General features: G+C 69.4%; 14 protein-coding genes and 1 tRNA gene. 3 read left to right on the forward strand and 12 right to left on the reverse strand.

All coding sequences use genetic code 11. From position 1 onward, the window contains the following. The 7 genes from ASE31_RS12925 to ASE31_RS12955 all read right to left on the reverse strand — a co-directional run bounded on the left by ASE31_RS12925 (position 1) and on the right by ASE31_RS12955 (position 18018). Entirely contained in the window at positions 1-3900 is a 3900-nt protein-coding gene (locus ASE31_RS12925; protein WP_235514434.1) for a cellulose synthase subunit BcsC-related outer membrane protein, read from the reverse strand. Positions 3901-3905: 5 nt separating this feature from the next. Beyond that, positions 3906-5057, reverse strand: coding sequence for a cellulose synthase complex periplasmic endoglucanase BcsZ (gene bcsZ, locus ASE31_RS12930; protein ID WP_057202018.1), 1152 nt, complete (start codon positions 5055-5057; stop codon positions 3906-3908). Continuing rightward, the gene (gene bcsB, locus ASE31_RS12935; RefSeq protein WP_235514437.1) at positions 5050-7425 is read right to left on the reverse strand and encodes a cellulose biosynthesis cyclic di-GMP-binding regulatory protein BcsB; all 2376 of its coding nucleotides are present in this window, start codon (positions 7423-7425) and stop codon (positions 5050-5052) included. Before bcsB ends, bcsZ begins: the two co-directional genes overlap by 8 nt. Before the next feature lie 270 nt (positions 7426-7695). Next, positions 7696-16149: a GH36-type glycosyl hydrolase domain-containing protein gene (locus ASE31_RS12940; RefSeq protein WP_082604133.1), complete on the reverse strand. Its 8454-nt coding sequence runs from the start codon at positions 16147-16149 to the stop codon at positions 7696-7698. Positions 16150-16469: 320 nt separating this feature from the next. After that, a complete protein-coding gene (locus ASE31_RS32940; RefSeq protein ID WP_255357675.1) occupies positions 16470-16604 on the reverse strand; it encodes a hypothetical protein in 135 nt (44 codons plus the stop codon). 362 nt (positions 16605-16966) lie between these two features. Continuing rightward, positions 16967-17042: transfer RNA gene (locus ASE31_RS12950), tRNA-Lys, on the reverse strand. A gap of 85 nt (positions 17043-17127) precedes the next feature. Next, positions 17128-18018, reverse strand: a complete 891-nt coding sequence (locus tag ASE31_RS12955) for an NAD(P)-dependent oxidoreductase (protein WP_057202021.1) — start codon at positions 18016-18018, stop codon at positions 17128-17130. A 130-nt stretch (positions 18019-18148) separates the two neighbouring features. On the opposite strand from ASE31_RS12955, the gene ASE31_RS12960 reads away from it, so the two are divergent. Beyond that, entirely contained in the window at positions 18149-19045 is an 897-nt protein-coding gene (locus ASE31_RS12960; protein WP_057202546.1) for an alpha/beta hydrolase, read from the forward strand. 18 nt (positions 19046-19063) lie between these two features. Here the strand turns inward: ASE31_RS12960 and ASE31_RS12965 are convergent, their stop codons facing one another. Further along, a complete protein-coding gene (locus ASE31_RS12965; RefSeq protein ID WP_057202022.1) occupies positions 19064-20041 on the reverse strand; it encodes a GMP reductase in 978 nt (325 codons plus the stop codon). A 228-nt stretch (positions 20042-20269) separates the two neighbouring features. Beyond that, entirely contained in the window at positions 20270-20986 is a 717-nt protein-coding gene (locus tag ASE31_RS12970; RefSeq protein WP_057202023.1) for a hypothetical protein, read from the reverse strand. A 31-nt stretch (positions 20987-21017) separates the two neighbouring features. Between ASE31_RS12970 and ASE31_RS12975 the strand changes: the two genes are divergently transcribed. Together ASE31_RS12975 and ASE31_RS32945 are read left to right on the forward strand one after the other, a co-directional pair. Then, positions 21018-23471 (forward strand): UvrD-helicase domain-containing protein, encoded by a 2454-nt coding sequence (locus ASE31_RS12975; RefSeq protein ID WP_057202548.1) that lies wholly within the window; start codon positions 21018-21020, stop codon positions 23469-23471. A 155-nt stretch (positions 23472-23626) separates the two neighbouring features. Next, positions 23627-23758 (forward strand): hypothetical protein, encoded by a 132-nt coding sequence (locus ASE31_RS32945; RefSeq protein ID WP_255357676.1) that lies wholly within the window; start codon positions 23627-23629, stop codon positions 23756-23758. Positions 23759-23791: 33 nt separating this feature from the next. On the opposite strand, the gene ASE31_RS12980 is transcribed toward ASE31_RS32945, so the two are convergent. The 3 genes from ASE31_RS12980 to ASE31_RS12990 form a co-directional block, all read right to left on the reverse strand. Next, positions 23792-24766, reverse strand: a complete 975-nt coding sequence (locus tag ASE31_RS12980; protein ID WP_057202024.1) for a tripartite tricarboxylate transporter substrate binding protein — start codon at positions 24764-24766, stop codon at positions 23792-23794. Positions 24767-24976: 210 nt separating this feature from the next. Continuing rightward, the gene (locus tag ASE31_RS12985; protein ID WP_057202025.1) at positions 24977-25933 is read right to left on the reverse strand and encodes a tripartite tricarboxylate transporter substrate binding protein; all 957 of its coding nucleotides are present in this window, start codon (positions 25931-25933) and stop codon (positions 24977-24979) included. Further along, positions 25930-26736 carry a citryl-CoA lyase gene (locus ASE31_RS12990; protein ID WP_057202026.1) on the reverse strand — a complete coding sequence of 269 codons (807 nt, stop codon included), beginning with the start codon at positions 26734-26736 and terminating at the stop codon, positions 25930-25932. Before ASE31_RS12990 ends, ASE31_RS12985 begins: the two co-directional genes overlap by 4 nt. Positions 26737-26745: the final 9 nt, after the last annotated feature.

A 26745-nucleotide genomic window follows, 5' to 3' on the forward strand; every position in this document is an offset into this window, starting at 1 on the left:
TCAGAAACTTGAGTAGGGCTGAACGGGGCGCGGCCGGTTCTCCAGCGGCACGAGCACCGGATCGAAGCGGTAGCGGCCGTAGACCATGAGGTTGGTGGGCGCGTAGTAGGCCGAGCGGTCCAGCTCCAGCTGGGCACCCAGTGCGAGGTTTTTGCTGACCTGGTACTCCAGCACGCCGCGGAACGATCGGCCGAAGCCCGAGCCGGAGCTGCCCGTGTACACCGGCACGCTGCCGCTTTCGGCCAGGCGCGCGCGCGCCAGCGATTGCAGCAGCGCGTTCTGCGGAAAGTAGTCGGTGTCGGCGCTGCTGCTGCGCGAGACCGAGATCGCGCCCCGCGCCAGCCAGGTGAACGCCCCCTTGCGGCCGCTCCATTCGAGGGGCAGGGCCACGGAGGCATAGCTGCGCGGGCTGTAGTAGCCGCCGTGGCCGAAGCTGTACTCCGACAGGTCCTTGCCGTAGTGCCAGGCCGAGAATGTCACGCCCATGTTCACCACGCTGTGGCTGTTCTTCCAGACGTCGCGGTCTACCGCCACGCGCAATTGGGCGCGGGTGTTGCTCTCCACGTTCTTGCCAGTAAGGGCCGCCAGGCTCAGGCTCACCGAGCTGCTGTAGGGGCCGAAGTCGGTCGACAGGCGCCCGGAAGCGCCCGTGGCCACCACGCCGCCCCACACCTGGCCGGTGATGGGGTCGCGCGCGCCGGCATACGACAGCAGGCTGCCCGTGATGGGGCGGCGAAACCCTTCGAGCTTGTAGTCGTAGCGGCCCAGGTCGCCGGTCCTGGCGATGCCGCCCACCAGGTTGGTCACCGGAAAGCCCACGCCCGTGGTGCCGATGTCCCACTGGAAATCGTCGCCTGCAAAGCCGAAGCCCAGGTTGGTGCCCGAGCCGCGCTGGCGCCGGTAGGCCAATGGCGAATTGGGCGGCAGCGCCGCGATCTGGCCGAAGTCCGTGAAGTCCGAGCCATCGGCAGGCAGTTCGCCCGCATCGAGCTTGACCCGGTCCACGTGCAGGAAGTAGTGCCCGTCGTAGCCGCGCGGCATGAAGGCCACCAGGGGCCGCTCCCAGCCGCGCAGGCTGGAGATGCCGTCGGTGGAGTTCTTGCGCAGCCCCGTGTGGGCGGCCTCGATCCACACCTGGCGGCGCGCCTCGATGGAGTCGATCTCGCCCTGGATCTTGGCCACCACAGCCTGGTCGACCGGCAGTGAGAGGGCGTAGCTTTGCTGCAGCACCAGCGGGGGCTCGGCCACTGCGGATTCGCCTGAGGCGGGCTCCGTGGGCGCGCTGCGCGTCTCCAGCGTGAGCGCGCTGCGGAAAAACACCAGTGCCTGCGCATAGTTGCGGTTGGCGCGCTCCAGCCGCGCGGCATGCAGCAGCACGTCGCTGTCCTGCGGGAAGGCCTGCAGCAGCCTGGCGGACAGGGTACGCGCTTCGTCCATGCGGCCTGCGCGCTGCCAGATGCGCAGCAGCGCCAGTTGCTGGCCGGCGTCGGTGGGCGGCAGGTGGTCCTGCAGCCACAGCGCCTGCTCGGTGGCACCCCGTGCATCGCCCAGGCGCGACAGGGCGTCCGCCAGGTTCATGCGGATTTCCAGGCTGTCGGGCTGGGCCTTGGCCAGCGGTGCCAGCAACCGGGCCGCATCGGCGTACTCGCCTGCGGCCATGAGCAGGCGCGCCTGCGTCTGCGTGCGCTGCTGCGCCGTGGTCGGCGTGTCGGGCAGTTGCAGGGGCTGGCGCGCCAGGCGCAAGGCCTCGCCCAGGTTGCCGGCCTGGCGCTGCTGCTCGATGAGCCGCTCCCGGTGCGCGGTGTACAGGGCAATGAGCCGTGCCTCCTGCTCCTCGCTCCAGCCCGGCGACTGCAGCAGGGCGGGCAGGCGGGCGGCCAGGCCCGCGTCGTCCAGCGCGCGGTTGAGCAATTGGGCATGGTCGAGTCGCACGTCCATCGGCAGGCCAGGACTGCGCGCGGCCAGGCGGTCGAACACCGCCACGCCGCGGGCCGGTTGCGTGCGGCGGAACCAGGTGTTGGCCACGGCATACAGCAGTTCGGCATCGTTGCCGGCCGCTTGCTCGGCCTGGCCCAGCAAGGCCTGTGCTTCGGCGGTGTCGCGGCTGGCGCCGGCGCGGGCGACCAGCGATTTGACCGTGGAGCGCTGCACCAGCGCCCGCATGGCATCGGTCTGCTCGGCGGCGGGGATTTGTGCCAGGTCCGCCAGGGCACCCGGGTCGTTGTCCACGGCCGAACGGATCAGTGCGCGCGCATAGTGCATGGCGCTGCGGTCCGCGCCGGCCGTTGTGGCCCGCGCGATGCCTTCGTCCATCACGCTCAGCGCCTCGCGCGGCAGGTTCAGCCGCAGGTACAGGCGGGCCAGGCGGTGGCGCAGCCAGGCATCGCCCGGCGTCAGCACGATGGCCGACTCCAGCGTGCGCATGGCGGCGCTCAGGCGCTGGGCCTGCATGTGCTCGTCGGCCTGTGCCACCAGGATGTCGGCCTGCGTGCCCACGAGCTTCTCGCCCAGTGCCGCGTCGCTGGCCGAGGCCTTTTCCAGCAGCACCAGGGCCTCGCCCGAGCGGCCCGTGCGCGCGTAGAGACCGGCCAGGCCCTTCAAGGCCGAGCTGCTGTTGGCTTCGGCCTTGAGCGCGCTCTGGTACAGGGCTTCGGCCTGGGTGCGGTCGCCCTGCAGGTCGCGGATGCTGGCCAGGGTGGTCAGCGCCTCGGCATTGCTCGGCTGCATGGCCAGGGCCCGGCCTGCGAGGTCGGCTGCCGTGGCCAGTTCGCTTTTCTCCAGCGCCACATCGGCCTGGCGCAGAAAGCCCCAGAACCGGGAGGTGGCCTGCAGGTCCTTCCACTTGCCCTGGCGCGTGAGCGCGAAGGCCTGGCCGAACAGGTCCTGGGCCTCTCCATGCTGGCCCTGGCGCAGGCGGATCATGCCCAGGTTGCCCAGGCTCTCGCCATCGCCGGGGCGCAGGGCGAGCACGGTTTGCAACTGCTCTTCGGCGCGTTCGGTGTTGCCCTGGTCCAGTGCCACGCGCGCGGCATTGCGTGCGATGTTGGCGGGGTCGCGGGCGGCGCGCTCTGCGCGTTCCACGGCCTGCTGCATGGCGGCCAGGCGGTCCACCATGGCCTGGTCGGCCGGGTAGCGCTGCAGGAAGGCGCGCACGCGCGGCATGTTCGCGGCGGTGTTGGGCAGCCGGTCCACGGCACGGCGCCACAGGTCCTGCAGCTGCTGGGCATTCACGTCGGGTTGTTTGGCAAGCGCTTCGATCTCCTGCACCACGGTGCTGGGGTTCTCGCCACCGTACATGCGCATTTCGAGCTGCGCCAGGCGGTAGCGCGACTCACCGGTTTCCTGGTAGAGCTTGCCCAACTGGCGCACGGATTCGCCGCTGCCCTTGGTGCCCGAGCCGCCCACGATCTGCAGGTACTCCAGCGCCAGGCCGCCCAGTTCGGGCGGGCCGTTGGGAAACAGCTCGCGCGCCACGTCGGCGGCCTCGGCCTTGCGGCCTGCACGCGCCATCAGGCGCATCTGCGAAAGCTTTTCGCGGTCGGGGCCGTACACGCGCACCAGGGTTTCGAGCTCCTGCGTCACCTTGTGCCCTGGGTGGCGGGTGCGCAGCGTCTCCAGGATGCGCTTGGCCTCGTCGGTCTTCTTCTCGCGCAGCGCCAGGTCACCGAGGGTGCCCAGGCCCTGGGGGGAGTAGGGGTCCATGGCCAGCAGCTTGTCGATCAGCTGGCGCGCCATGTCGGGGCGGTTCTTGGAGGCCCACAGGCGCGCACCGCTGAGCAACTCGGCCTCGATGGCCGGCGGCGCACTGGCCAGCACGCCGTGGCTGGCCGGGAGGCAGGCGGCTGCCAGCAGGGTGAGCGAGGGCAGCCAGTGGCGGGGTCGGCGCGGCCGGCTGGGCATGGGGGTCACGGCTTCCACCGCGCGATGAGCTGGCCTGCCGCCGTGAAGCGGTACTGGCCATCGAATGCGCCCTGGCCGAAGAGGGCCAGCACCTGCTCGTAGTAGGCCGTGGGCCGCAAAGGCCGCGCCTCCAGGCGCATGCGCTGCGATTGCAGGGCCTTGTCGTCCCCTGCGGCGCGCAGAAAGGGCAGCATCGCGGCCGAGAAGCCCGAGGGCGCGGGGCCCGAGGCCTGCGCGCTCAGGATGTCGATGGATTCGGGCGGGTAGCCCTGGTCGCGCACGTAGCGGGCCATGGGCGCCAGGGTGTCGAGCAGCGCCCGGCGGCCTGGCGCGTCGGCATGCATCATGCCGGCCCACAGGTAGACGCGGATGGCGTTGTAGGTGCCCTGGCCTTTTTCCTTGCCCTCGGTGTCGACCAGAAATCCCTGCTTGGCGTCGTACACCGTCCAGTCGGGCGTGAAGCCCTTGGGCGAGGAGCCTCGAATGACCTTGAGCGAGCTGTCCACCAGCAGCTTCCACTGCGGATCGGCGTCGCCCGCCGCCAGCCAGTGCATCAGGTGCATGGGCATGTAGCTCGGGTTCAAGCGCCAGCGGCCGTTGGGCTGCACGAAGCCTTTGGGTGCGGGCAGCAGGGTGGGGCCCAGGCCCGGGATGTCAGCGGTTTCTTCGCGCAGCACGCGCGCCGCCAGCAGGGCCGACAGGGCCCGGTAGCTGCGCTCGTTCCACAGGCGCCCGGCTTCGCCCAGGGCGTAGGCGATCCACAGGTCGGCGTCGGAGGCGGCGTTGGCGTCGATCACGCCCCAGGTGCCGTCGGGCCGCTTGCCCCAGAGCCATGCAGGCAGGCGCGCCGTCATGTCGCCGGCGCACAGGTTGTTCTCGGTCCAGCGCAGCAGCTTGTCGAACATGGGCCGGTCGTTGGCCACCAGCGCGAAGAACAGCGCATAGCCCTGGCCTTCGGAGTAGGTCTGGCCGCCACCGTCGTCGTCGGAGACCACGCGGCCGCCTTCGTTGATGAACTGGGCCTTGAAGGCATCCCAGGCGGGCCAGGTCGGGCGGCCGGCGCCCGCCTGCTGGGCCCGGGCGGCCGGTAGGCAGGACAGAAGCGCGGCACCGGCACCGGCCTGCAGCGCTGTGCGGCGTCGAAGGAAATCAGTCATTGCGTGCCGCCAGTCGGCGCCGAGCCATGCTGCGCAGCGCGGCGTAGACGATGAAGGTCAGGAGCAGGCCGGAGCCGATGCCCACCAGGGCCAGCAGCAGCGGGTGGCTGTGCATGTGGAACCACAGGCGCTGCCACCACGGCAGGTCGCCCACGTAGTACACGGGCTTGATGCGGAAGCTCTCGATGGCATCGCCGCGCATCAGGCCCAGGTCACCGCGCAGGCTCTTGATCTTGCCTGCGTCGTTCAGGCCCAGGCTCAGGAGTGCCATGGCCTCCTTGTCGGTGGCCGTGAGGGCCACCACGCTGCGCCCGGCCGATAGAGGCGACTCGAAGCCAGTCACGGCCGCCAGCGGCCCATTGCCCTGCAGGATGGCCTGGCCGCCCGAGGCCGACAGGCGCTGGTTGGATTCGAGGTTGAACAGATCGATGAAGGAGCCCATGGCGCGCTCCAGCGGCTGCACGGAGCGCGCGCCTGCGGCCAGCAGGGCCGGCAGGTGGCTCTTCCACTTCTGCAGCAGGCCGTCGCTGTCGGCCTGGGAGATCACGAGGATGTCGGTGTCGGCAGCCTTGTCGGCCTCGTCCGCGCGCAGCAGCTTGAAACGCGTGCCGGGGTAGCCGGTGGAGGCGCTCATGCGGCCCACGGCGGTGAGAAACACTTCCACATCCGATGTCGTGGGCTGGTTGGGCAGGATGATGGAGGTCTGCGCCAGGTCCGGCACCCGCGTGAAGGGGAAGCCGCTGTTGGCATAGGCCGCCAGGTTGGGCATGGCCAGGTAATGGCGAAACGCCGTGAGGTCGATGGTCGACTGCGGGTCGATGGCGGCGAACAGCTCGGTGGGCGGAGCCGAGCGGCAGCGGCCCAGGTCGTTGGGCGGGATCTGGAAGGCGAACTGCAGCTGGTTGTCGCCGCCGATCATGAAGGCCGGGATCTTCAGATCCGAACGCGTCTGCGCATTGCCATCGTCGAACAGCGGCAGCATCACCGTGCTCTTGCTGCTGGTGCGGTCCTCGCGCGACTGCAGCGGGTAGGACTGGATGAACTGGTTGTTGATCGAGATGTTCAGCGCGCCGTGGTCCGACACGCTGTTGGGTGTGTAGCGGTAAGTCAGGTCCAGCGGCACGCCCTTGGCGTTCCAGGTGAACAGGTCGGGGGCCATGCGCGTGTAGACGTTCACCGTGTCGTTGAGCACCGAGCCGCGCAGCTGCAGGTCGGCCGCGCTCTGCACCAGCTCGGCCAGGCGCACGGGGCGTTTGGTGGTGATCCAGCGGGGCGCATCGTAGGGCTTGGCCAGGTCGGGGTAGTCGAGCGACTTGACGGCGATGCTCTGCCCCGACAGAACCGCCTTGCCTAGGGCCAGGGCATCGGCGGCCATCTGCACCTGCGCATCGTCCTTGCCCAGCACCAGCAGCAGCTTGGCGCCCGGGACGTCGGGGTGGGGCACCACGGAGAGGGTGGGTTCGGTGACCGGCGCCATCGCCTGCAGGAAGGCGGGGCGGTTGTCGTTGGTGGCCAGCACCACGGCATGCTGGCGTGGCAGCTGGTTCTCGAACACCGGGAACTGGTTGCCCCGGTAGCCGGCGAGCATGCCGATCCAGCTGGCAATCGAGCCCGATGCCTTGAGCGTGCCGGTGCTGGGCTTGGCGCCGTACACGAAGGGCAGGTTCACCGGCCGGTTGTCGCGCGGATCGAAGAACGGCGCGGGCAGCAGGGCCAGGTCGTCGCGCAGCGGGATCTGGCGCAGCGACAGGTCCAGCTGGCTTTCATTGCTGATGGTGGCCCACAGGCTCGAATGGTTGGGCGCCTCGCATTCCATCGTGTAGTGGCCGATGAACTGGAAGCGAAAGCGGTTGTAGTCGGTGAAGTAGCGCGGGTCGATGTTCAGCTCGACCGTCTGCTGGGTCCCCAGGCGCTCCTTGTCGAGCACGATGGTCTGCAGCGTCTCATCATTGAGGATCACCTTGAGGTGCGACAGGTTCGGGATCAGCGCCGGCGAAAGCGTGAAGGTCAGGCGGAGCCGGGCGGCCTCCACGATTTCGTCGCGCCGCACACCCACACCCACGCTGGCTTCGCTCTCCACGCCGCGCAGCGTGACCGGGCGCGCCAGGCCCAGGTCCTTGAGGCTGGTTTTCCACTGGCGCAGCGGCAGGGCGGGCGCTGCCGCCGTGGCTGCAGAAGCCGCAGGCGCCGGGGCGGCGCTTTCGGATGCTGCCGTGGCGGTCGCTGCCGCGCGCGCCGCGCGTGCCTTGGCCCGCTCCTTGGCGGGCGCGGTCTGGGCATGGGCCGTGGGAAGGGGGGCAGAGACCAGCCCCAGGGCCATCAGCGCAGCCAGCAGGGGAGCTGTTCGGGTGGTGTGTCGAGAATTCACGGTGCTTTAGGGGTGTTTTGGCGTGGTGGTGCAAAAGACGCCCGTGGCCCATCTGCCGACGATGTCATTTGTATGACAAAGTGTATCGATACATTTTGACTATGGGGTGGTGGAAGACACTAGTTTGCAATTAAGCGCACATGCTTTTGCGGGCGTACGCAGCCTGTACGTGGGGAGATGCCAACTGGATTCAGATTTGTAAAAAATGAACCCTGTCGCGCAAAATTCACTACCAGTCTGGTCGGGTATGGGGGCAATTGCCCCCGGCCCTCAGCGCTGCGGTAGGGTGATGCGCACGTGGTGCTCACCCATGCGCACAGGCAGGCGCAAAGGGCCTGCATCGCAGGGCAGAGCCGTCCCGTCCAGCTCGGCAGATGCAACACTGCTTCCCTGTCCAGTGGCCGCAGTGATTTCAACCGTGTAGCGGGCGTCACCCAGCACGATCTGCACCTGGAACCCCGGCCACTCGGCAGGAATGCACGGGTCGATCACCAGCATCTGCCCCTCGCGCCGTATGCCCAGGATGCTTTCCACCCCGGCCCGGTACATCCAGCCCGCGGCGCCGGTGTACCAGGTCCAGCCGCCGCGCCCGGTGTGCGGTGCCACGGAATAGACGTCGGCCGCCACCACATACGGCTCCACCCGGTAGCGCGCCACCTCATCGGGCGTGCGCGCGTGGTGGATCGGGTTGACCAGCGCGAACAGCGCGTGCGCCCGGGCGCCGGCCTGCGGGTCGTTGCGCAACTGGGCCCGGGCCATGATGGCCCACATGGCGGCATGGCTGTACTGCCCGCCGTTCTCGCGCAGTCCGGGCGGGTAGCCCTTGATATAGCCCGGGTCGTGCGGCGTGGCGTTGAACGGCGGGGTGAACAGCAGGGCCAGGCCTTCCTGCGGCAGCACCAGCTTGTCGCCCAGCGAGGCCATGGCGATCAGCGCGCGCGCAGGGTCGGCGGCTCCCGAGAGCACCGCCCACGATTGGGCGATGGAGTCGATGCGGCATTCCTTCGCATCGTGCGTGCCCAGCCAGGTGCCGTCGTCGAAGGTGGCGCGCCGGTACCAGGCGCCGTCCCAGGCCTCGCGCTCCAGCGCCGCGCGCACCGCCTCGGCGTGCGCGCGCCAGCGCGCTGCCCTTGCGGGGTCGCGGGCATCCGCCAGTGGCGCCATCAGCGCCACCGTGCGCACCAGCAGCCAGCCCAGCCACACGCTCTGGCCCCGGCCCTCCTGGCCCACGCGGTTCATGCCGTCGTTCCAGTCGCCCGTGCCCATCAGCGGCAGGCCCAGGTCACCGGTCAGCGCCATGGTCTGGTCCAGCGCCAGTGCGCAGTGCTCGAACAGGGTGGCCGATGCATCCGCCAGCATGGGCTGGAAGAACGCGTCGTGCTCGCCCGGCTGCAGTGCAGGCCCTTCCAGGAAGGCAATGGATTCGTCCAGCACCGCTGCGTCGCCTGACACCTGCACGTAGCTGGCGGTGGCAAATGCCAGCCACACCCGGTCGTCCGAGATGCGCGTACGCACGCCCTGGCCCGAGTGCGGCAGCCACCAGTGCTGCACGTCGCCTTCGGCAAACTGCCGGCCCGCAGCACGCAGCAGGTGGGCGCGCGTCTCATTGGGGCGCGCAAACGCCAGCGCCATGCCGTCTTGCAGCTGGTCGCGAAAGCCGTAGGCCCCGCTGGCCTGGTAGAAGGCCGAGCGCGCCCAGATGCGGCAGGCCTGGGTCTGGTACAGCAGCCAGCCGTTGAGCATGATGTCCATGGCCCGGTCGGGCGTGCGCACCTGAATGGCGCCCAGCAGGCTGCGCCAATGCTGCACCACCTCCTGCAGCAGCGCACCCACATCGAGCAGGCGGTAGCGCGCCACCAGGGCCAGGCTTTCGGCAGCCGATGCGCACTGCCCGATGAAGCCGGTCACCTCCCTGCTTTCCCCCGGCTGCAGGGTGAGCGTGCACTGCAGCGCTGCGCACGGGTCGCACCCCGCAACGCCGCCGCCGGACAGCACGGCCTGGCCGCGCAGCGCCGCCGGGGCCGCCAGGCTGCCATGCCGCCCCAGGAACTCCGTGCGGTCGCTCGTCCACGCCGTCTGCTGGCCGCCCAGGTCGGCAAACGCCACGCGGCCGGCAAACGCCGTGCTCCAGGGGTTGCGTGCCAGCAGCACGCCGCTGTCCGCATCGCGCTCGGCCAGCACGAACGGGGCCGATGCCCCGCGCGAAGTGCCCAGCACCCATTCGGCATACAGCGTCACGGTGATCTGCCGCACCTGCGCCGTGCGGTTGTGCAAGGTCAGGCGCGACACCTTGATCGGATCAGCAATCGGCACGAACTGCAGCAGCTCCAGCGCAATGCCGTGGGCCTCGTGCAGAAAGCGGCTGTAGCCGTGCCCATGGCGCGCCGTGTAGGTGCCGTTGCCGCGAATGGGCTGCGCGGTGGGGCTCCACACGTGGCCGCTGGCATCGTCGCGCACGAAGAAGGCCTCGCCCGCCGGGTCGCTCACCGGGTCGTTGGACCAGGGCGTGAGCTGGTTCTCGCGGCTGTTGCCGGCCCAGGTGTAGCCGCTGCCATCGGCCGACACGTGAAAGCCGAAGGCCGGGTTGGCGATGACGTTGATCCACGGCGCGGGCGTGGTCGCCCCGTCGCGCAGGATGGTCACGTACTCCGTGCCATCCTTGTCGAAGCCGCCCAGGCCGTTGAAGAACTCGAGCCCGGCGGTGTCAGGCGCAGGGGCCGGTTCGTGCTGTGGCTGCGGCGCCGGCAGAGGCGCTGGCCTGCCCACCGCCTCGGGGGCCTCCGCGGGCATCCGTGCCAATTGCTGGGCGATAGGGCCGCGCCGCGCTACCAGCGCCACCCGGGCAATGGACTGCAGCAGTGCGCGCGAAGCCGCATCCATGAGGTCGGCACGCAGCGTGTGCACCACCCCCTGCGCCAGCGACTCACCCAGGCGCGGGCGCGACTGGCTGCTGCGCACGGCGGTCTCGATGGCGATCTGCAGGTCCTGCACGTAGGACGACGCACGCTCGTTGATCACCACCAAGTCCACGCCCAGGCGCTTCATGCGCCAGTATTCATGCGCCTGCAGCAACTGGTGCAGCTGAGCGATGTCCTCGATGTCGTCGATGCGCAGCAGCACGATGGGCAGATCGCCCGAAATGCCGTGCTGCCACAGGCCCGACTGCGGGCCCGCGCCGCGCGCAATGGCATCGGCTGGTGCGCGAAAGCGCGCGTCCGCATACAAAATGGGCGCGGCCAGGCGCTGAAAGTCCGCCGCCGCCTCGGCGCCGATGCCGATGTGGCGCAGCTGCACCTGGGCCTGGGTCCAGGCCAGGGTGCGCGCGCGCTCGAAGGCGCTGCGGTCGTGGTGCTGGTCCACCAGGTCGAGCAGCGCTTCGCGCGTGGGCGCCAGCAGGGTCCATAAGGCCACACGGGCCATCTGACCGGGGGCGATGCGCACGCGCTGGCGCAGCGCGAACACCGGGTCCAGCACCGTGCCCACGGTGTTGGAGAGCGCACCGCCGCCATGCACCGCCAGCGCATTGCGCGCCGTGCGGCCCCGGCCGAGGAACAGGCCCCGGTCGGTCTCGTACTGCGCCGGGGCGATCACCGTGCCCTCCACCACCGCAAAATGCGCGGCCCACACCCCCGGCTCGCCCGGGCTGCGCGCGCGGCGCGTGGCCAGCAGCGCGCCAAACTCGGGCAGGTACTCGGTCTGCACGAACATCTTGGAGAACGCCGGGTGGGCATTGTCGGCCGCAGGCGGGGCCAGTACCAACTCGGCGTACGAGGTCAGGTCGATCTCGCGCGCCCGTGGGCCTGTGTTGACCAGGGTGACCTGGCGCACCTCGCCATCGGCCTCGGCCGATACGATCACCTCGGTGGTGGTGGTCATGCTGCCGTCGTGGCGGGTGAAGGCCGCGTGGTCCTCGGCAAACGCCACCTCGTAGCGGTCGGCAGCGCGGCCTGAGGGCTCTGCCGCAGCGGACCAGGTGCGGCCGCTGTGCGCGTCGCGCAGGTAGACATGCGAGCCCCAGTCTTCGCTGGTCGCGTCCTCGCGCCAGCGGGTCACCGCCATGTCGCGCCAGCGGCTGTAGCCGGTGCCGGCCGCCGTCAGCATGACGGCATAGCGCCCGTTGGACAGCAGGTGTGTGGCCGGTGCCCCCGCGCCTGGCGCGCCCATGCGCCGCACGGCATGCAGGTCGTCGCGCACGTCGGCGGGGCCGGTCTGCGTCTCTTCGGCGCGCGGGTGGGCCACGGCCACCAGGCGCGGCATGCGCTCCTGCAGCAGCAGCTCGCAGGCCTGCACCATGGGCTCGCGGTGAAAGCGCTCGCGCATCTGCCCGCCGTGCAGCGTGTTGGCAATGGCCACGATGGTCATGCCCTGGTGGTGCGCCATGTAGTTGCGCACAATGGCCACGGCCTGCCCCTCGGGCAGGCGGCTGCGCGTGAAGTCGAGCGCCTCGTAAAAGCCATGCTGCCCCAGGGCACCGAGCTGCGCCAGGCGCGCGAAGTTGTGCCCCGCCGCCGTGGCATCCACCATGCAGGCCAGGCCTGTGGCGTAGGGGGCGATCACCAGGTTCTCGGCCAGCCCGCGCTTGAGCCCCAGGCCCGGCACGCCGAAGTTGGAGTACTGGTAGGTGAACTCCAGGTCGCGCGCGTTGTAGGCCGATTCGGAGATGCCCCAGGGTATGCCCTGCAGCGCGCCATAGGCTATCTGCCGCTGCACCACCAGGGTATTGGTGTGCTCCAGCAGGCTGCCGGCAGGCGCGCGCATCACCAGCGAGGGCATCAGGTACTCGAACATCGAGCCCGACCACGACACCAGGGCCGAGCCCTTGCCCACCGGGATCGCCGTGCGCCCCAGGCGGAACCAGTGGCGCGTCTCCACGTCGCCCTTGGCGATGGCGAACAGGCTGGCCAGCCGCGCTTCGGACGCCAGCAGGTCGTAGCAATTGGCATCGAGCCGGTTTTCCACCGCTGCGTAGCCGATGGACAGGAGCTTGCGCTCGGGGTCGAGCAAAAAGGCGAAGTCCATGCCCAGCGCCAGCGCGCGCGCCGTGTCGGCCAGCCCCTGCCAGCGCATGTCGAGCGTGGGCGCATCTGTCCCGGTGGCCTGCAGATCGCGCCCCTGCTCGGCGACCCGCGCGCGCACGGCGCCGCTCCAGAACAGCAATGCATCGCCATCGCCGCTGCCTGCCGGCACCACGATGTCCTGCGCCTCCTTCAGCGCCTTGTCGGCCAGGCGCTGCAGGGCGGGCAGGCCCATCTCCACGGCGCCTGCAGCCACTGCGGTGTCGATCTCGGCCAGCATGGCCAGCAGCCGCCGGCCCTGCGCGCCCTGGGCTGCGGGAACGCTGGTCACTGATTCACGCGCCAGTGCCACGGCATCGCCAAGCCCCTGCACCCAGGTGCCGGGCAGCGGCGCGCGCACCCAGCCCTCGCAGGCATTGGCCAGCGCGATCAGGTGGCCGGCCAGGTTGCCGCTGTCCACCGACGACACGTAGGCCGGTGCCAGCACCTGCGCCGTGCCCGTGTCGTACCAGTTGTAGAAATGGCCCCGGTGGCGCGCCAGCGCCCCCATGCTGGCCAGCGTGGCCTCCAGCCGGTCCGCAGTCTGCACGGCGCCGGCCCAGCCGAAGTCGCGCGCGGCCACGGCCGACAGCAGGTACAGCCCCATGTTGGTGGGCGAGGTGCGGCGTGCCACCACGGGCTTGGGGTCTTCCTGGAAGTTGTCGGGCGGCAGGTAGTGCTCGGCCGCCGTGACGAAGGTCTCGAAGAAGCGCCAGGTGCGGCGCGCGATGCGCCGGAGCGCCAGCGCGTTGTCCAGCGCGGGCGCGCTTTGCGGCGCGGGCACCGAGCGGCGGCTTGAGCGCCAGGCCAGTGCCGGCGCCGCGAGCCACAGGGCCAGCAGCGGCAGCACCAGCGGCCGCGATGCCGGTGCGAAAGCGGCAGTACAAGCGGCCAGCACCGTGGCCAGCAGCAGGCCGCCGGCCATCAGCCGGTAAAAGCCCGCAGGCCCCGGGCGCGGTTTGGTGGCCGACTGCGCGGCGGTTTTCCACTCCAACATCTGCCGATGCGTGGCATACAGCCGGACCAGCGCGCGCACGATGGCATCCACCGCGCGCCAGGCATGGTCGGGCAGCAGTGCAATGGCAGCCACGGTCTGCAGCACCGCTACGCGGAAGTCGGCCACCAGCAGGCGCAGGTGGCTGGCCACGCGGATGCCGGGGCGGCTGGCCCACAGCTCGGCCATCCCCGGCAGAAACGCCGGTACGCCCAGCGCCGCCAGCACCAGCAGCACGCCCCAGGGTGCCTGCGGCCAGGGCAGAGCGCAGCACAGCAGCAGGGTCAACAGGCCGGCCGGGGCCAGCAGCGAGCGGCGCAGGTTGTCCAGCATCTTCCAGCGGCCCAGCGCGGGCAAGGCGGCACCCTGGTGGCGCCGGCCCAGCACCCAGGGCAGCAGCTGCCAGTCGCCGCGCGTCCAGCGGTGCTGGCGCTGCACGGCCACGTCGTAGCGGGCCGGAAAGTCCTCCACCACCTCCACGTCTGAAGCCAGGCCGGCGCGTGCCAGCACGCCCTCGAACAGGTCGTGGCTGAGCAGCGTGTTCTCGGGCACGCGCCCGGCCAGCGCGGCTTCGAAGGCGTCCACGTCGTAGATGCCCTTGCCGGTGTACGAGCCCTCGCCAAACAGGTCCTGGTACACGTCCGACACCGCGGCCGCATACGGGTCCATGCCGCCGGGGCCAGAGGTCAGCCGCTGGTACAGCGAGCCCTCCAGCCCCATGGGCAGCGCCGGCGTCACGCGTGGCTGCAGGATGGCATGGCCTCCCACCACGCGCTGCTCGGCCGGGCTGAAAGTGGGCTGGTTCAGCGGGTGGGCCATCTTGCCGATCAGGCGCAGCGCGGCGTCGCGCGGCAGGCGCGTGTCGGCGTCGAGCGTGATGACGTAGCGCACATCGGGCAGGATGTCGGGCTGTGTCCCACCGTCCAGCGCCATGAAGCTGGTGTCCGTGGCGCCGCGCAGCAGGCGGTTGAGCTCGTGCAGCTTGCCGCGCTTGCGTTCCCAGCCCATGAAGCAGTTCTCGCCGGCATTGAAGCGGCGGTGCCGGTGCAGCAGGTAAAAGCGCTGGCCGCCAGGCGCCGGGCCGTGCCGCAGGTTCAGCGCGGCAATCGCCTCCTGCGCCACGGCAATCAGGTGGGCGTCGCTGCCTGTGACCTCGGTGGCGGCGTCCAGTCCGTCGGACAGCAGTGCAAACGACAGGTCGCCCCCTGCGCCCGCCAGGTGGTGCACCTCCAGGCTTTCGATGTGGGCGCGCAGGTCGGCCTCGCTGGTCAGCAGCGTGGGCACTACCACCAGGGTGCGCAGATGGGTGGGCACGCCATCATCCAGCGCCAGGCCTGGCAGCCCCACCGGGCCAAAGCGCCGGGTGACGCGCCGGTTGACGAGCACGCTGGCCACCTCGGTGGCAGGCAGAAAGCCGGCCAGCGCCAGCGCCACCAGCCAGCCCGGGTGCGTGCCGTGCATGCCCGCCCACCACAGGGCCGCGCCCAGCAGCAACAGCGCCAGGCCCATGATGGCGGCAATGTAGCCGCGCACGCCCAGGCCCACCTGCCAGCGGTTGAAGCGAAAGCCCCAGGGCGGCTTGAAGCCGATGGCCTGCTCCAGCGCGGGCCGGCCTTCGGCCACCAGGTGGTACCCGGGGTCGGTGGCGCGCGCGGGGGTGGCCCCGGTGCCTTGGGCGGCTACGGCTGCCTGCGCACTGGCCAGGGCCTGCTCGGCAATGGCCAACTCGGTCAGGGCCGAGCCACGTGCCAGTTGCTCGATGGCATTGCGGTAAAGGTTGCGGGTGGCAAAGTCCATCGCTGCGAAGCCGCTGCTCTCGCGCAGGCGTGCGTCCACCAGGCCCATGCCCTCGACCAGGTCGGCCCAGTCGATGTCGGACATCAGCCGCATGCTGGTGATCACGTTGCGCACGCTGACGTTCGATGCGCCCTGGCGCTGCTGGGCGTGCTCGATCACCAGGCCCACGCTGGTGCCCTGCTGGGCCAGCCGCTCTTCCAGCCACTGCAGCGCCGGGGTGGTGCGCGGGTCCTGGTCGCGCAGGCGCTTGGCCAATTGCGCGGCAAACAGCTCCGACAGCGGGCCACTGGCGCGTGTGCCGATGTCGCCCACCAGGGCCGAATGCGCGCTGCCCGAGGCCAGCAGGCGGTTGGCCAGTGCCTGCGCATCGGCGCGGTCCGCCCGGCCGGCGCTGATCTGGTCGGCCAGCCGGCGCAGGTTTTCCACCAGCACGATGCGCAAGGTGATGGCCACCGCCCACAGCTCGCTGATCATCAGCGGCTGCACCTCCTGGTAGGCCGCAATGAAGCGGCGCAGCGCCAGCGGATCGAAGTGGCTGTCGGTATGGGCGACAAAGGCCCAGGCAATGCCGAAGACGCGCGGGTAGCCGGCAAACGGCCCCTGTGCCAGCTTGGGCAACTGCCGGTAGTAGCCCGGGGGCAGGTCGACCCGGATCTCGCGGATCTGCTCTTCCACCACGTGGTAGTTGTCCAGCAGCCAGTCGGCGGCGGGCACCACGCTGGATCCCGACTCCAGCTCGGCGGCGCTGGCCCGGTACGCGGCCAGCAACTGGCTGGCGTTGGACCGCAGGCGCCGGTGCAGCGAAGGGACCTGGGGCGGACGCAGGCTCACCTGCTGGGCGGCGGCCAGGCTGCGCGCATGCTGCTCCAGCCGCTCCATACCGAAGAGTTCTTCGCGCACGGGCGCGGTGCCGTTCCACGGCGGCGCGTCAGCGCCCCTCAGAACATGGGAGAGGGAAGACAGGGCATCGACAACAAGCACGGGCGCCTTTCGGGGCACCCCGGGGCCGCGCTGTGCCCTGTGGTGTGCCCGCTGCAGGAGAAGGGGCGAACGGGCCACGCCGTCCGCGTCGAAGGGGGCCTGCGTGCGGCACGCGGGCGGGCCTGCGCTTGCGCGAGGCCGTGAATGCTGCGCGCTCCCTTCAAGCCCGGTGCTTGAAGGGGGCGAACAGCCAGGGCAGAAAAGGCCCTGTTGGGGGATCAGCCCTTCTTGGCTGCGCGCTGCGGCGCTGCGCCGCCGGCCTTTGCGGGGGCGGCGGGTTCCACCATCGCGACGGGCTTCTGCTTGGGCTTCTTCGATTCCTTGTTGCCGCGTTTCTGTTCTTTTCCTGCCATGAAAGGCTCCTTCGCTTGGAACACGCCCCGTGGGTTGGCGGGCGCAATGGTCTCAGCCACCCGCAGCGGTGCCGGGGTGGGGCGTTCGGGCCCCCCCAGCAACCCTCTGCAAAGGAGGGCGCAAGCAGGTACCCGGAGGAAGGGAAAAGGTCTGCAGAACGCAGGCGTCCAGCGGCGGGACGTGATTTGAGCGGCAGTTCTTCGACAGCAGCAGATGGTGGCGAATGCGGCGATTGCAAGGTGCCGGCGTGGGCCGGCCGTGGCGGGGCACGATGCAGGGCCGGTATCGCCTCGGGCAGAAACAAAAAAGCCGGCGCCATGTTGTTCATGGCGTCGGCTTCATGTGCCTTGCGGCTTAGATTTGGTGGGTCCTGAGTGACTCGAACACTCGACCTACGGATTAAGAGTCCGCTGCTCTACCAACTGAGCTAAGAACCCAAATCTTTTAGTGATCTGCCTGCATTGCTGCAGAGCCTCGAATTATGCACTAGTTTTTGGCCGGCTTGCAAGTGGGGCCCAAAAATTATTGCATCGCGTTGCGGCTGGCGAGTTCCACGAACAGCGCACTGTGGTCCAGTTCGCCCAGGCCGTGCTCCACGCCTTCGGCGTAGAGCGCTTCGAAAAGCGCGGTCACGGGCGCGTCGAACCCGATCTCGCCGGCCGTGGCCAGGGCGTTGCGCATGTCCTTGAGCTGCACCGTCATGCGGCCCTGGGGGGCAAAGTTGCGTTCCACCATGCGCTGGCCATGCAGTTGCAGGATGCGGCTGTCGGCAAACCCGCCGCTGATGGCCTCGCGCACCTTGGCCATGTCGGCCCCGCCCTTGGCAGCGAACAGCAGCGCCTCGGCCACGGCGCCGATGGTGATGCCCACGATCATCTGGTTGGCCAGCTTGGCAAGCTGGCCCGCGCCGTGCGGCCCCACGTGCGTGGCGCGCCCGAAGGCGGCAAAGATCGGCAGGGCACGGGCGTAGTCCTCGGGGCGCCCACCGGCCATGATGGCCAGGGTGCCGCTTTCGGCGCCCACCGTGCCGCCGGAGACCGGCGCGTCCAGGTGGGCGATACCCATCTCGCCCAGGCGGGCCGCATGGTCGCGCGCCTCGCGCGGCTGGATGGAGGCCATGTCGATGAACAGCGCGTCGCGGCGCAGGGCCTGCGCTGCGCCGCGCTCGAAGAGCACCTGGCCCACCACGGGCCCGTTGGCGAGCAGGCTGATCACCACGTCGGCGCCGGCCACGGCAGCGCGCACATCGGAGTGGACGGTGATGCCGAAGGCAGCGAGCGGATCGGCCGCCTCGCGCGTGCGGTTCCAGGCATGGACCTCATGGCCGGCAGCGCGCAGCCGGCGCGCCATGGGCGCGCCCATCATGCCGATGCCCAGGACGGTGGTGCGCAGGGGAGGGGTGTTGTTGTTCATGGTCTCTGTCTCCTGGTGCGGATGTCTCTGCCGCCATCATCGGCGGTTTTCGCGGTGCAGCCTGTCATCGGGCTTGCAGTCGGCGCCACTTGCCAGGATGATGTGGCGCCAGGACGAGGAGAACACACCCATGGCCCTGGACACCAAGACACCACACGACCCCGCCTGGCTGGAGTTGATGTACAACAACCGGGCGCTGGTGCCCGAGCACGTGAACTATTTCGCCCGCTGGGCGAAGGAGTCGGCCCAGGTACGGGCCGACCACCCCTGCGTGGCCGACCTGGCCTATGGCAAGGGCGCGCGCGAGACCCTGGATGTCTTTCCCACTACCCAGCTGCCGCCCGGCTCCGGCAAGGGGGCGCCGGTGCTGGTGTTCATCCACGGCGGCTACTGGCGCGCGCTCGACAAGTCGGACCACTCCTTCATCGCGCCGGCGTTCAACCGTGAAGGTGTCTGCGTGGTGGTGGTCAATTATTCGCTGTGCCCCGGCACCCCGGAGGCACCGGTCGGCATTCCCCAGATCATGCGGCAGATGGAAAAGGCCATCGCCTGGATCTGGCAGAACATTGGGCGCTATGGCGGCGACCCGCACCGCATCACGGTGGCGGGGCATTCGGCGGGTGGGCAACTGGCGGCCATGCTGCTCACCAGCGTCTGGCCCCTGATCGGCAACCTGCCCGACGGCGCGGTGCGCAGCGCCTTGTCGATTTCGGGGGTGCACGACCTCGATCCGCTGATGCACACACCCTTTCTGCAGGAGGCGCTCAAGCTCACCGAGCAGCAGGTGCTGCAGTACAGCCCGGCACGCCTGCAGGCGCCCGGCCAGGGCATGCTGTACTGCGCCGTCGGCGGCGATGAGAGCCCGGAGTTCATCCGCCAGGCGCGGCTGGTGCAGGACGCATGGGGCTCGCATGCCGTGCCGCGCTGCCAGGTGCTGGAAGGGCTGAACCACTTCAGCATCGTCGATGCGCTGGCCAAGCCCGGGCATGACCTGCACCACATGGCGCTGATCCTGCTCAGGGCCTGACCCGCGCCGGGCGGGGGCTCACATCAGCAGGTGCTCGCCCGCGTTGTCGCCGCCCAGGATCACGTAGTTCACCTTGCGGATGTCCATGAGCTTCTTGCCGCCGGCGTAGCTGATGGAGCTTTGCACGTCCTGCTCCATCTCGATCAGGGTGCCCGCCAGCTTGCCCTTGATGGGCTCGAGGATGCGCTTGCCCTCCACGTGCTTGTACTCGCCCTTGTTGAAGTCGCTGGCCGAGCCGTAGTACTCCTTGAACAGGGCACCATCGACCTCCACGGTGTTGCCGGGCGATTCTTCGTGCCCCGCGAACAGCGAGCCGATCATGACCATGCTGGCGCCAAAGCGGATGCTCTTGGCGATGTCGCCGTGGCTGCGAATGCCGCCGTCGGCAATGATGGGCTTGGTGGCCACGCGGGCGCACCACTTGAGCGCCGACAGCTGCCAGCCGCCCGTGCCGAAGCCGGTCTTGAGCTTGGTGATGCAGACCTTGCCCGGCCCTACGCCCACCTTGGTGGCGTCGGCGCCCCAGTTCTCCAGATCGATCACCGCTTCGGGCGTGGCCACGTTGCCGGCGATCACGAAGGCCGCAGGCAGTTTGGACTTGAGGTAGCCGATCATGTTCTTCACGCTGTCGGCATGGCCGTGCGCGATGTCGATGGTCACGTACTCGGGCGTGATGCCCGCAGCCGCCAACTGGTCCACGGTGTCGTAGTCAGGCTGCTTCACGCCCAGCGAGATCGAGGCATAGCAGCCCTTGGCATGCATATCCTTGACGAACTGCAGGTTGTCCAGGTCGAAGCGGTGCATGACGTAGAAATAACCGTTCTGCGCCATCCAGGTGCAGATGGTTTCGTCCACCACCGTCTTCATGTTGGCCGGTACGACCGGCAGGCGGAATGTGCGCCCGCCCAGCTCCACGCCGGCATCGCATTCCGAGCGGCTTTCCACCTGGCACTTGCGCGGCAGCAAGAGAACGTTGTCGTAATCGAAGATTTCCATGAGATTTCCAAGCTCCATAAGAGGCTGCAGCAAAACGATTTCTGCTGCAGTGGGCGCTTGGCTTGAAGACCGGTCATGCGATTGGAGCCGTGATGGCTGCAACGAACCCTGCTGTGCGCAGGCACAAAAAAACCGGGCAGCAAGAAACTTGGGCCCGGTGATTGATTCTACCCGCGCCAACCGGTGCGGGTATATCCCTACTGTTATCTCTCCAATAGGGAACGGGTTCTAGGGGGCGCAGCGCGACTGTGCTGCATCGATGATCCGCCCGTCCTTGTCCTGCACCCAGCCCACCAGGCGCAGGCGGTCGGTCTTGGCGCCTTCGGGGATGTAGATGGGGCGCGAATCGCGCCAGCCCGAGCGCTCGCCTTTGGACAGGGTGTGCGGGTTGTCCAGCGAACGCTGGTACACGTTGCGCACCAGGTGCCGGGCCACGGGCGAGCCCTCGGTGCCCGCCGGGATGGATTCCACCAGCAGCAGGTAGAAGGCTCCTGCATCAGGCCCTGCAGCGGGCGCAGCGCCCCGGGTGGGCACGGGGGAGAAGGCGATCGACGCCCCCAGGTAGTCGTTGATGGCCGGCCCGTGCGACACCCGCAGCCGGCTGCCCTGCACTCCTTGCACGGGAGCGGTATTCACGTCGGTGGCCGTGGGCGCCGTGCGGCCCAGGGCGGCCAGCCGCGCCAGGGCATCGCGCGTGGCGGCGGCCGACAGCGGCGCGTCGTCGCCCTGGGTGCCGGGCACGATCCAGTCCAGCACCAGGGTGCCGGGCGCCGTGGGGGCCGGCGTGGCCTTGTCGGCCCAGCAGCTCTCGCAGTCGGCGCTCACGAAGCGCTCGAACAGCGCGACCGGGCGGGGCACGCCGTCGCTGCTGCAGCTGGACTGGGCTGCGAGGTGGGGGGCATGCAGGGCCAGCAGCATGGCTGCGGCAAGGGCAATGTTTTTCATGGCAGGCGTTGGCGCTTTCTACAATGCCCCCATGTTCCCACAAGACCTGTTCCCGGGTGCACCGGATCCCCTGGTGCCCCCCACGCCCGCTGCACCATCGGCTGTACCGCCCCTGCTGGCCAATCTCAACCCCGAGCAGCTCGCCGCCGTCACCCTGCCGGCTGGGCATGCGCTCATCCTGGCGGGTGCCGGCTCGGGCAAGACCCGGGTGCTCACCACGCGCATTGCCTGGCTGCTGCAGAACGGCTACGCCACACCGGGTGGCATCCTGGCCGTGACCTTTACCAACAAGGCCGCCAAGGAAATGGTGGCCCGCCTGTCGGCCATGCTGCCGGTGAACGTGCGCGGCATGTGGATCGGCACCTTCCACGGCCTGTGCAACCGGCTGCTGCGCGCGCACCACAAGCCGGCCGGCCTGCCGCAGTCGTTCCAGATCCTGGACACGCAGGACCAGCTCTCGGCCGTCAAGCGCCTGTGCAAGCAGCACAACGTGGACGACGAGCGCTTTCCGCCCAAGCAGTTGGCATATTTCATCTCCGGCTGCAAGGAGGAGGGCCTGCGCCCGGGCGACGTGCAGGCCAACGACAGCGATACGCGCAAGAAGATCGAGGTCTACCAGCTCTATGAAGAGCAGTGCCAGCGCGAGGGCGTGGTGGATTTTGGCGAGCTGATGCTGCGCAGCTACGAGCTGCTGCGCGACAACGACCCGATCCGCGAGCACTACCAGCGCCGCTTCGCGCATATCCTGGTGGACGAGTTCCAGGACACCAACAAGCTGCAGTACGCCTGGCTCAAGCAACTGGCCGGCAACGACAGCGGCGGGCGCTTCGAGGCGCGCGGCAGCGTGATCGCCGTGGGCGACGACGACCAGAGCATCTACGCCTTTCGCGGTGCGCGCGTGGGCAACATGGCCGACTTCGTGCGCGAGTTCGATGTGCAGCAACAGATCAAGCTCGAGCAGAACTACCGCAGCTACAGCAACATCCTCGACTCGGCCAACGCCCTCATCAGCCACAACAGCCGCCGCCTGGGCAAGAACCTGCGCACCACGCAGGGCCCCGGCGAGCCGGTGCGCGTGTACGAGGCCACCACCGACCTGGCCGAAGCGCAGTGGATGGTGGACGAGATCCGGCAACTGGTGAAGAGCGACAGCTTCGAGCGCAAGGAGATCGCCGTGCTCTACCGCAGCAATGCGCAGAGCCGGGTGATCGAATCGGCCTTGTTCAATGCCAGCGTGCCCTACCGGGTGTATGGCGGCCTGCGCTTTTTCGAGCGCGCGGAAATCAAGCACGCGCTGGCCTACCTGCGCCTGTTGGAGAACCCGCACGACGACACCAGCTTTCTGCGCGTGGTCAACTTCCCGCCGCGCGGCATCGGCGCGCGCAGCATCGAGGTGCTGCAGGACGCGGCCCGTGCGGCCGGCTGCTCGCTGCACGACGGCGTGAGCGCCGTGCCGGGCAAGGCCGGGGCCAACCTGTCGGCCTTCGTCGCCATGGTCGACGTGCTGCGCGAGCAGACCGAGGGCATGAACCTGCGCAAGATCATCGAGCAGATGCTGCAGTCTTCGGGCCTGGTGGAGCACTTCCGTACCGAGAAGGAAGGCGCCGACCGCATCGAGAACCTGGAGGAACTGGTCAACGCGGCCGAGAGCTTCGTCACGCAGGAGGGCTTCGGCCGCGACGCCGTGGCCCTGCCGGTGGATGAATTGCGCAACGACCGCCTGGGCCAGAGCCCGGCCAGCCAGGGCCTGGATCCCGATGCGCCGGTGGTGGACGAGCCCCTGCCCGCTGTGGCCGGCATCGTGGACTTCGACACCGGCGAAACGCTGTCGCCCCTGGCCGCGTTCCTGACCCATGCGGCGCTGGAAGCCGGCGACAACCAGGCCCAGGCCGGGCAGGACGCCGTGCAGCTGATGACCGTGCATGCCAGCAAGGGCCTGGAGTTTGATGGCGTGTTCATCGGTGGCATGGAAGAGGGCCTGTTCCCGCACGAGAACTCGGCCAACGAACGCGAGGGCCTGGAAGAAGAGCGCCGCCTGATGTATGTGGCCATCACCCGCGCGCGCAAGCGCCTGTACCTGAGCCATTCGCAGACACGCATGCTGCACGGCCAGACACGCTACAACATCAAGAGCCGCTTCTTCGACGAGCTGCCCGAGGCGGCGCTCAAATGGATCACGCCCAAGCAGCAGGGCTTTGGCACCTATGCGCCCAATGCAGGCAGCAACCCGTTCGGCCAGCGCGACCGCAGCCCCTTCGGCTCCGGCCGCACGGAGCAGTTCGCCAGCCCGCCGGTGCCCGTGCAGAAGGCCGCGCCATCGCATGGCCTGCGCGTGGGGCTGGCCGTGTTCCACACCAAGTTCGGCGAGGGCAAGGTGCTGGCGCTGGAGGGAACGGGCGACGACGCGCGGGCCCAGGTGAGCTTTCCGCGCCACGGCACCAAATGGCTGGCGCTGTCGGTGGCCAAGCTCACGATCGTCGATTAAAAGGGGCCGCCTTTTTGGCGCCCTTTTCTGACAGACAGCGGGGGCCGGGGCCGCAAAAATGGAGATTCCAAGGGGCTGCGCCCGCGCCGTCCGGCACATGCCCCCCGTCCCGACGGCCAGGGAGGACCCTGCCTATGCTGTTCCATCCATCCCCTATGTCCCGCGCCGCCTTGGCCGGCGTCTGTGTTCTGGCGCTGGCCCTGGCCGGCTGTGACCGGGTGCCCAAGCCCAAGGCCCAGGAGGCTCCGGCCCCTGCCGCCGCGCCGGCACCTGCACCGACCCAGTAGCGCGCTGCCTTTTGCCAGGTAGCGGCAGCTCGTTCAGTCCACCTTGATGTTGCGCGCCTTGACCACGCGGCTGTAGATCTCCGCATCGCGGCGCACCATGGCCGCCATCTCGGTGCGCGTGACGCCCAGGGGCTCGCTGTGCAGCTCGCGGATGCGGCGCGACAGGTCGGGGTCCTTGCTCGCTTCGACCAGCAGTGCGTTGAAGCGGGTGAGGATGGGCTGCGGCGTGGCCGCAGGTGCCCAGATGCCGTGCCAGGACATCATGGAGAAGCCCGGCATCACCTCCGACAGCGTGGGCACATCGGGCAGGGCGGGATGGCGCGTGGGGCCCGAGTAGGCGAGCGCCTGCACCTTGCCGCTGCTGATCAGCTGGTAGCCGGTGGCGATGGGCTCCATCAGCGTGTCCACCTGGCCGCCCACCAGGTCGGCGATGGGGCTGGCGCGGTAGGGCACGTGCAGCATGTCGATGCCGACCTCGTCTTTGAGTGATTCCACGATCAGCTGCGAAGGGCTGCCCGCGCCGTACGAGGCGTGCGAGTAGACACCCGGCTTGGCCTTGGCGGCGGCCACCAGGTCCTTGACGGTCTTGGCCGGGAACTTGTTGGTGGCGATCAGCACCAGGCCCTGGCGCATGGTGGTGGCCACGGGCACCAGGTCCTTGTCGGGGTCGAACGGCAGCTTGCTGTAGATGAAGGGGTTGATCGTGAACGCCGTGGACAGGTTGTACACGAAGGTGTAGCCGTCCGCAGGCGACTTGGCCACTGCGTCCGAAGCCAGGTTGCCGGCCGTGCCAGGCCGGTTGTCGATCACCACCGGCACGCCGAGCTTCTTGCCCGCGTAGTCTCCGTACATGCGGGCGAAGATGTCGGGCGGCGTGCCGGGCGCAAAGCCCACCACGATCTTGATGGGCTTGTTCGGCCATTCCGCCCCCTGGGCCAGGGCCTTGCCGGCCAGCAAGGTACCGGCGGCCAGCACCAGCATCGTCTTCATCACCATTGTTCTGCGCATTCTTGTCTCCTGTTGCGGGTTCATGCCCGCTTGTGTGGTCTGTTCGCTTCGCTCGTCTGCAGCGCAACGCCGCCATGGCGTGCACCGCACCGTGTGGGTCTGTCCGTCAATCGATGGCATCACTCCTTTCGTGCCGGGCATGGCTGCGCCAGAGCCGCCGACTCCGGTGGGCGGGCTGTGGGAGGGGCATGCGTGGCCTGTGGGTCGCTATCAGTCCACCTGGGCGCCGGAGCGTTTCACTGCTTCGCCCCACTTGGCGACCTCGGCCGTGCCGAAGGTGGCCATCTCCGCTGCGTTCATGGCCGCGGATTCAATGCCCTGCGCGGCGAGCTTCTCGCGCACCTCGGCCTGGGCCAGCACGGCCTGCGTGGCATCGCGCAAGGCGTCGCGCTGCGCGGCCGGCATCGAGGCGGGCGCATACAGCATGAACCACGCGACCAGGTCGAAATCCGCCACGCCCTGCTCGGCCAGCGTGGGCACGTCGGGCGCTGCCGCACTGCGTTTGGCGCTCGACGCGCCCAGGGCGCGCAGCTTGCCCGCACGGATGTGCGGCAGCACGGCGGCCGGGTGGTAGAACATGAACTGCACGTTGCCGCCCATCAGCTCGGTGAGCGCCTGCGCGCCGTCGCGGTAGGGCACGTGCACGAAGTCTTTCCCCAGGCGGATGTTCAGCGTCTCGCCCGCCAGGTGGCCCGAGGTGCCGTTGCCCGCCGAGGCGAAGCTCACGGATTTGCCACTGGCCTGGCGCAGGTCGGCCACGCCCTTCCACGGCGCGCTGGCCGGCACCACGAGCAGGGTGGGTGTGGCGCCTGCAAAGCCCAGCGGCACGAAGTCGCGCAGCGGCTGGTAGGGCAGCTTCTTGTACAGCGTGGGGTTGATGGCATGCGTGCCCACGGTGCCCATGAGCAGGGTGTTGGCATCGGCGCCTGCACGCGCCACCATCTCGCTGCCGATGGTGCCGCCCGCACCGGGTTTGTTCTCCACGATCACCGTCTGCCCGAGCTGGCGGCCCAGGGCCTCGGCCAGCACCCGGCCCACGATGTCGGTCGAGGTACCGGCGGCAAAGGGCACGACCAGCTTGAGGGGGCGGCCGGTGCCCTGCGCGCTGGCAGCGCTGGCCAGCAGCGCCAGTGCTGTGGCGGCGATTAGCTGGCGGCGCTGCGTCATGCTGCTTCTCCAAAGCCATCGGGCAGGCTGCCCTCGTACTGCAGTTCGCGCGTGGCCTGGTAGGACAGCGCAAAGCCGCTCGGCGTCTCGGCCTCTTCGGCCAGGTGAGCTATGAGCCCCGCCGTGCGCGCCAGGATGGGCACGCCGCGCAGCGACGCCACCGGGAAGCCCACGCCCATCAGCACCGCCGGGATCGCGGCCGAGACGTTCAGCCGCAGCTCCTTGCCGACGATGCCGGGGATCACCTTCTCCACCGCCAAGGCGATCTGCACGTAGCGCAGGTCGGCGCCGGCTTCGGTGGCCACGGCGATGAGCCGGCCCACGCGCGGGTCCACCTCCTTGTGCAGCGGGTGGCCATAGCCCGGGATGGAGCGGCGCGCGGCCTTGAGCTCGGTGACCACGGCCGTGGCCGCATCGTCGAGCGTGGCGCCGGCATCCACCCGCGCCGCCACGTCGGCGAACATGCGGCCTGCGGTTTCCGATGCGCCGAGGATCACCGAGCCGCAGCCCAGGATGCCGGCGGCCACCGCACCCTGCAAGGCATCGGGCGCGGCGGCAAAGGTCATGCGGCTGGCCTGCACGCTGGGCACCAGGCCGTGCTCGGCGATCGCCACCAGGGTGGCGTTGAGCACCGCGCTGCAGGCCGCGTCGGGCCGGCGGCCGGTGAGCAGCAGGAAGAAGTAGTCGGCGAACGGGATGTGGCCGATCAGGTCCTGGCACAGGTCCTCGCCGCGCACGACGATGGTGTGCTCGTTGGAGGTGCAGATGGCGGTGCGCGGGACGGTGGATTTTCCGATTTTCATGGAGCGGCT

Origin of the sequence: Acidovorax sp. Root217, from assembly GCF_001428645.1 — a bacterium.
In the GTDB taxonomy this organism is placed as follows: Bacteria; Pseudomonadota; Gammaproteobacteria; order Burkholderiales; family Burkholderiaceae_C; genus Acidovorax.

Excerpts from the sequence above, each read along its gene's own strand:
- ASE31_RS12925 (WP_235514434.1), bottom strand. The coding sequence starts at position 3,900 with ATGCCCAGCCGGCCGCGCCGACCCCGCCACTGGCTGCCCTCGCTCACC.
- bcsZ (WP_057202018.1), bottom strand. The coding sequence starts at position 5,057 with ATGACTGATTTCCTTCGACGCCGCACAGCGCTGCAGGCCGGTGCCGGT.
- ASE31_RS12940 (WP_082604133.1), bottom strand. The coding sequence starts at position 16,149 with ATGGAGCGGCTGGAGCAGCATGCGCGCAGCCTGGCCGCCGCCCAGCAG.
- ASE31_RS32940 (WP_255357675.1), bottom strand. The coding sequence starts at position 16,604 with ATGGCAGGAAAAGAACAGAAACGCGGCAACAAGGAATCGAAGAAGCCC.
- ASE31_RS12955 (WP_057202021.1), bottom strand. The coding sequence starts at position 18,018 with ATGAACAACAACACCCCTCCCCTGCGCACCACCGTCCTGGGCATCGGC.
- ASE31_RS12960 (WP_057202546.1), top strand. The coding sequence starts at position 18,149 with ATGGCCCTGGACACCAAGACACCACACGACCCCGCCTGGCTGGAGTTG.
- ASE31_RS12965 (WP_057202022.1), bottom strand. The coding sequence starts at position 20,041 with ATGGAAATCTTCGATTACGACAACGTTCTCTTGCTGCCGCGCAAGTGC.
- ASE31_RS12970 (WP_057202023.1), bottom strand. The coding sequence starts at position 20,986 with ATGAAAAACATTGCCCTTGCCGCAGCCATGCTGCTGGCCCTGCATGCC.
- ASE31_RS12975 (WP_057202548.1), top strand. The coding sequence starts at position 21,018 with ATGTTCCCACAAGACCTGTTCCCGGGTGCACCGGATCCCCTGGTGCCC.
- ASE31_RS32945 (WP_255357676.1), top strand. The coding sequence starts at position 23,627 with ATGTCCCGCGCCGCCTTGGCCGGCGTCTGTGTTCTGGCGCTGGCCCTG.
- ASE31_RS12980 (WP_057202024.1), bottom strand. The coding sequence starts at position 24,766 with ATGCGCAGAACAATGGTGATGAAGACGATGCTGGTGCTGGCCGCCGGT.
- ASE31_RS12985 (WP_057202025.1), bottom strand. The coding sequence starts at position 25,933 with ATGACGCAGCGCCGCCAGCTAATCGCCGCCACAGCACTGGCGCTGCTG.
- ASE31_RS12990 (WP_057202026.1), bottom strand. The coding sequence starts at position 26,736 with ATGAAAATCGGAAAATCCACCGTCCCGCGCACCGCCATCTGCACCTCC.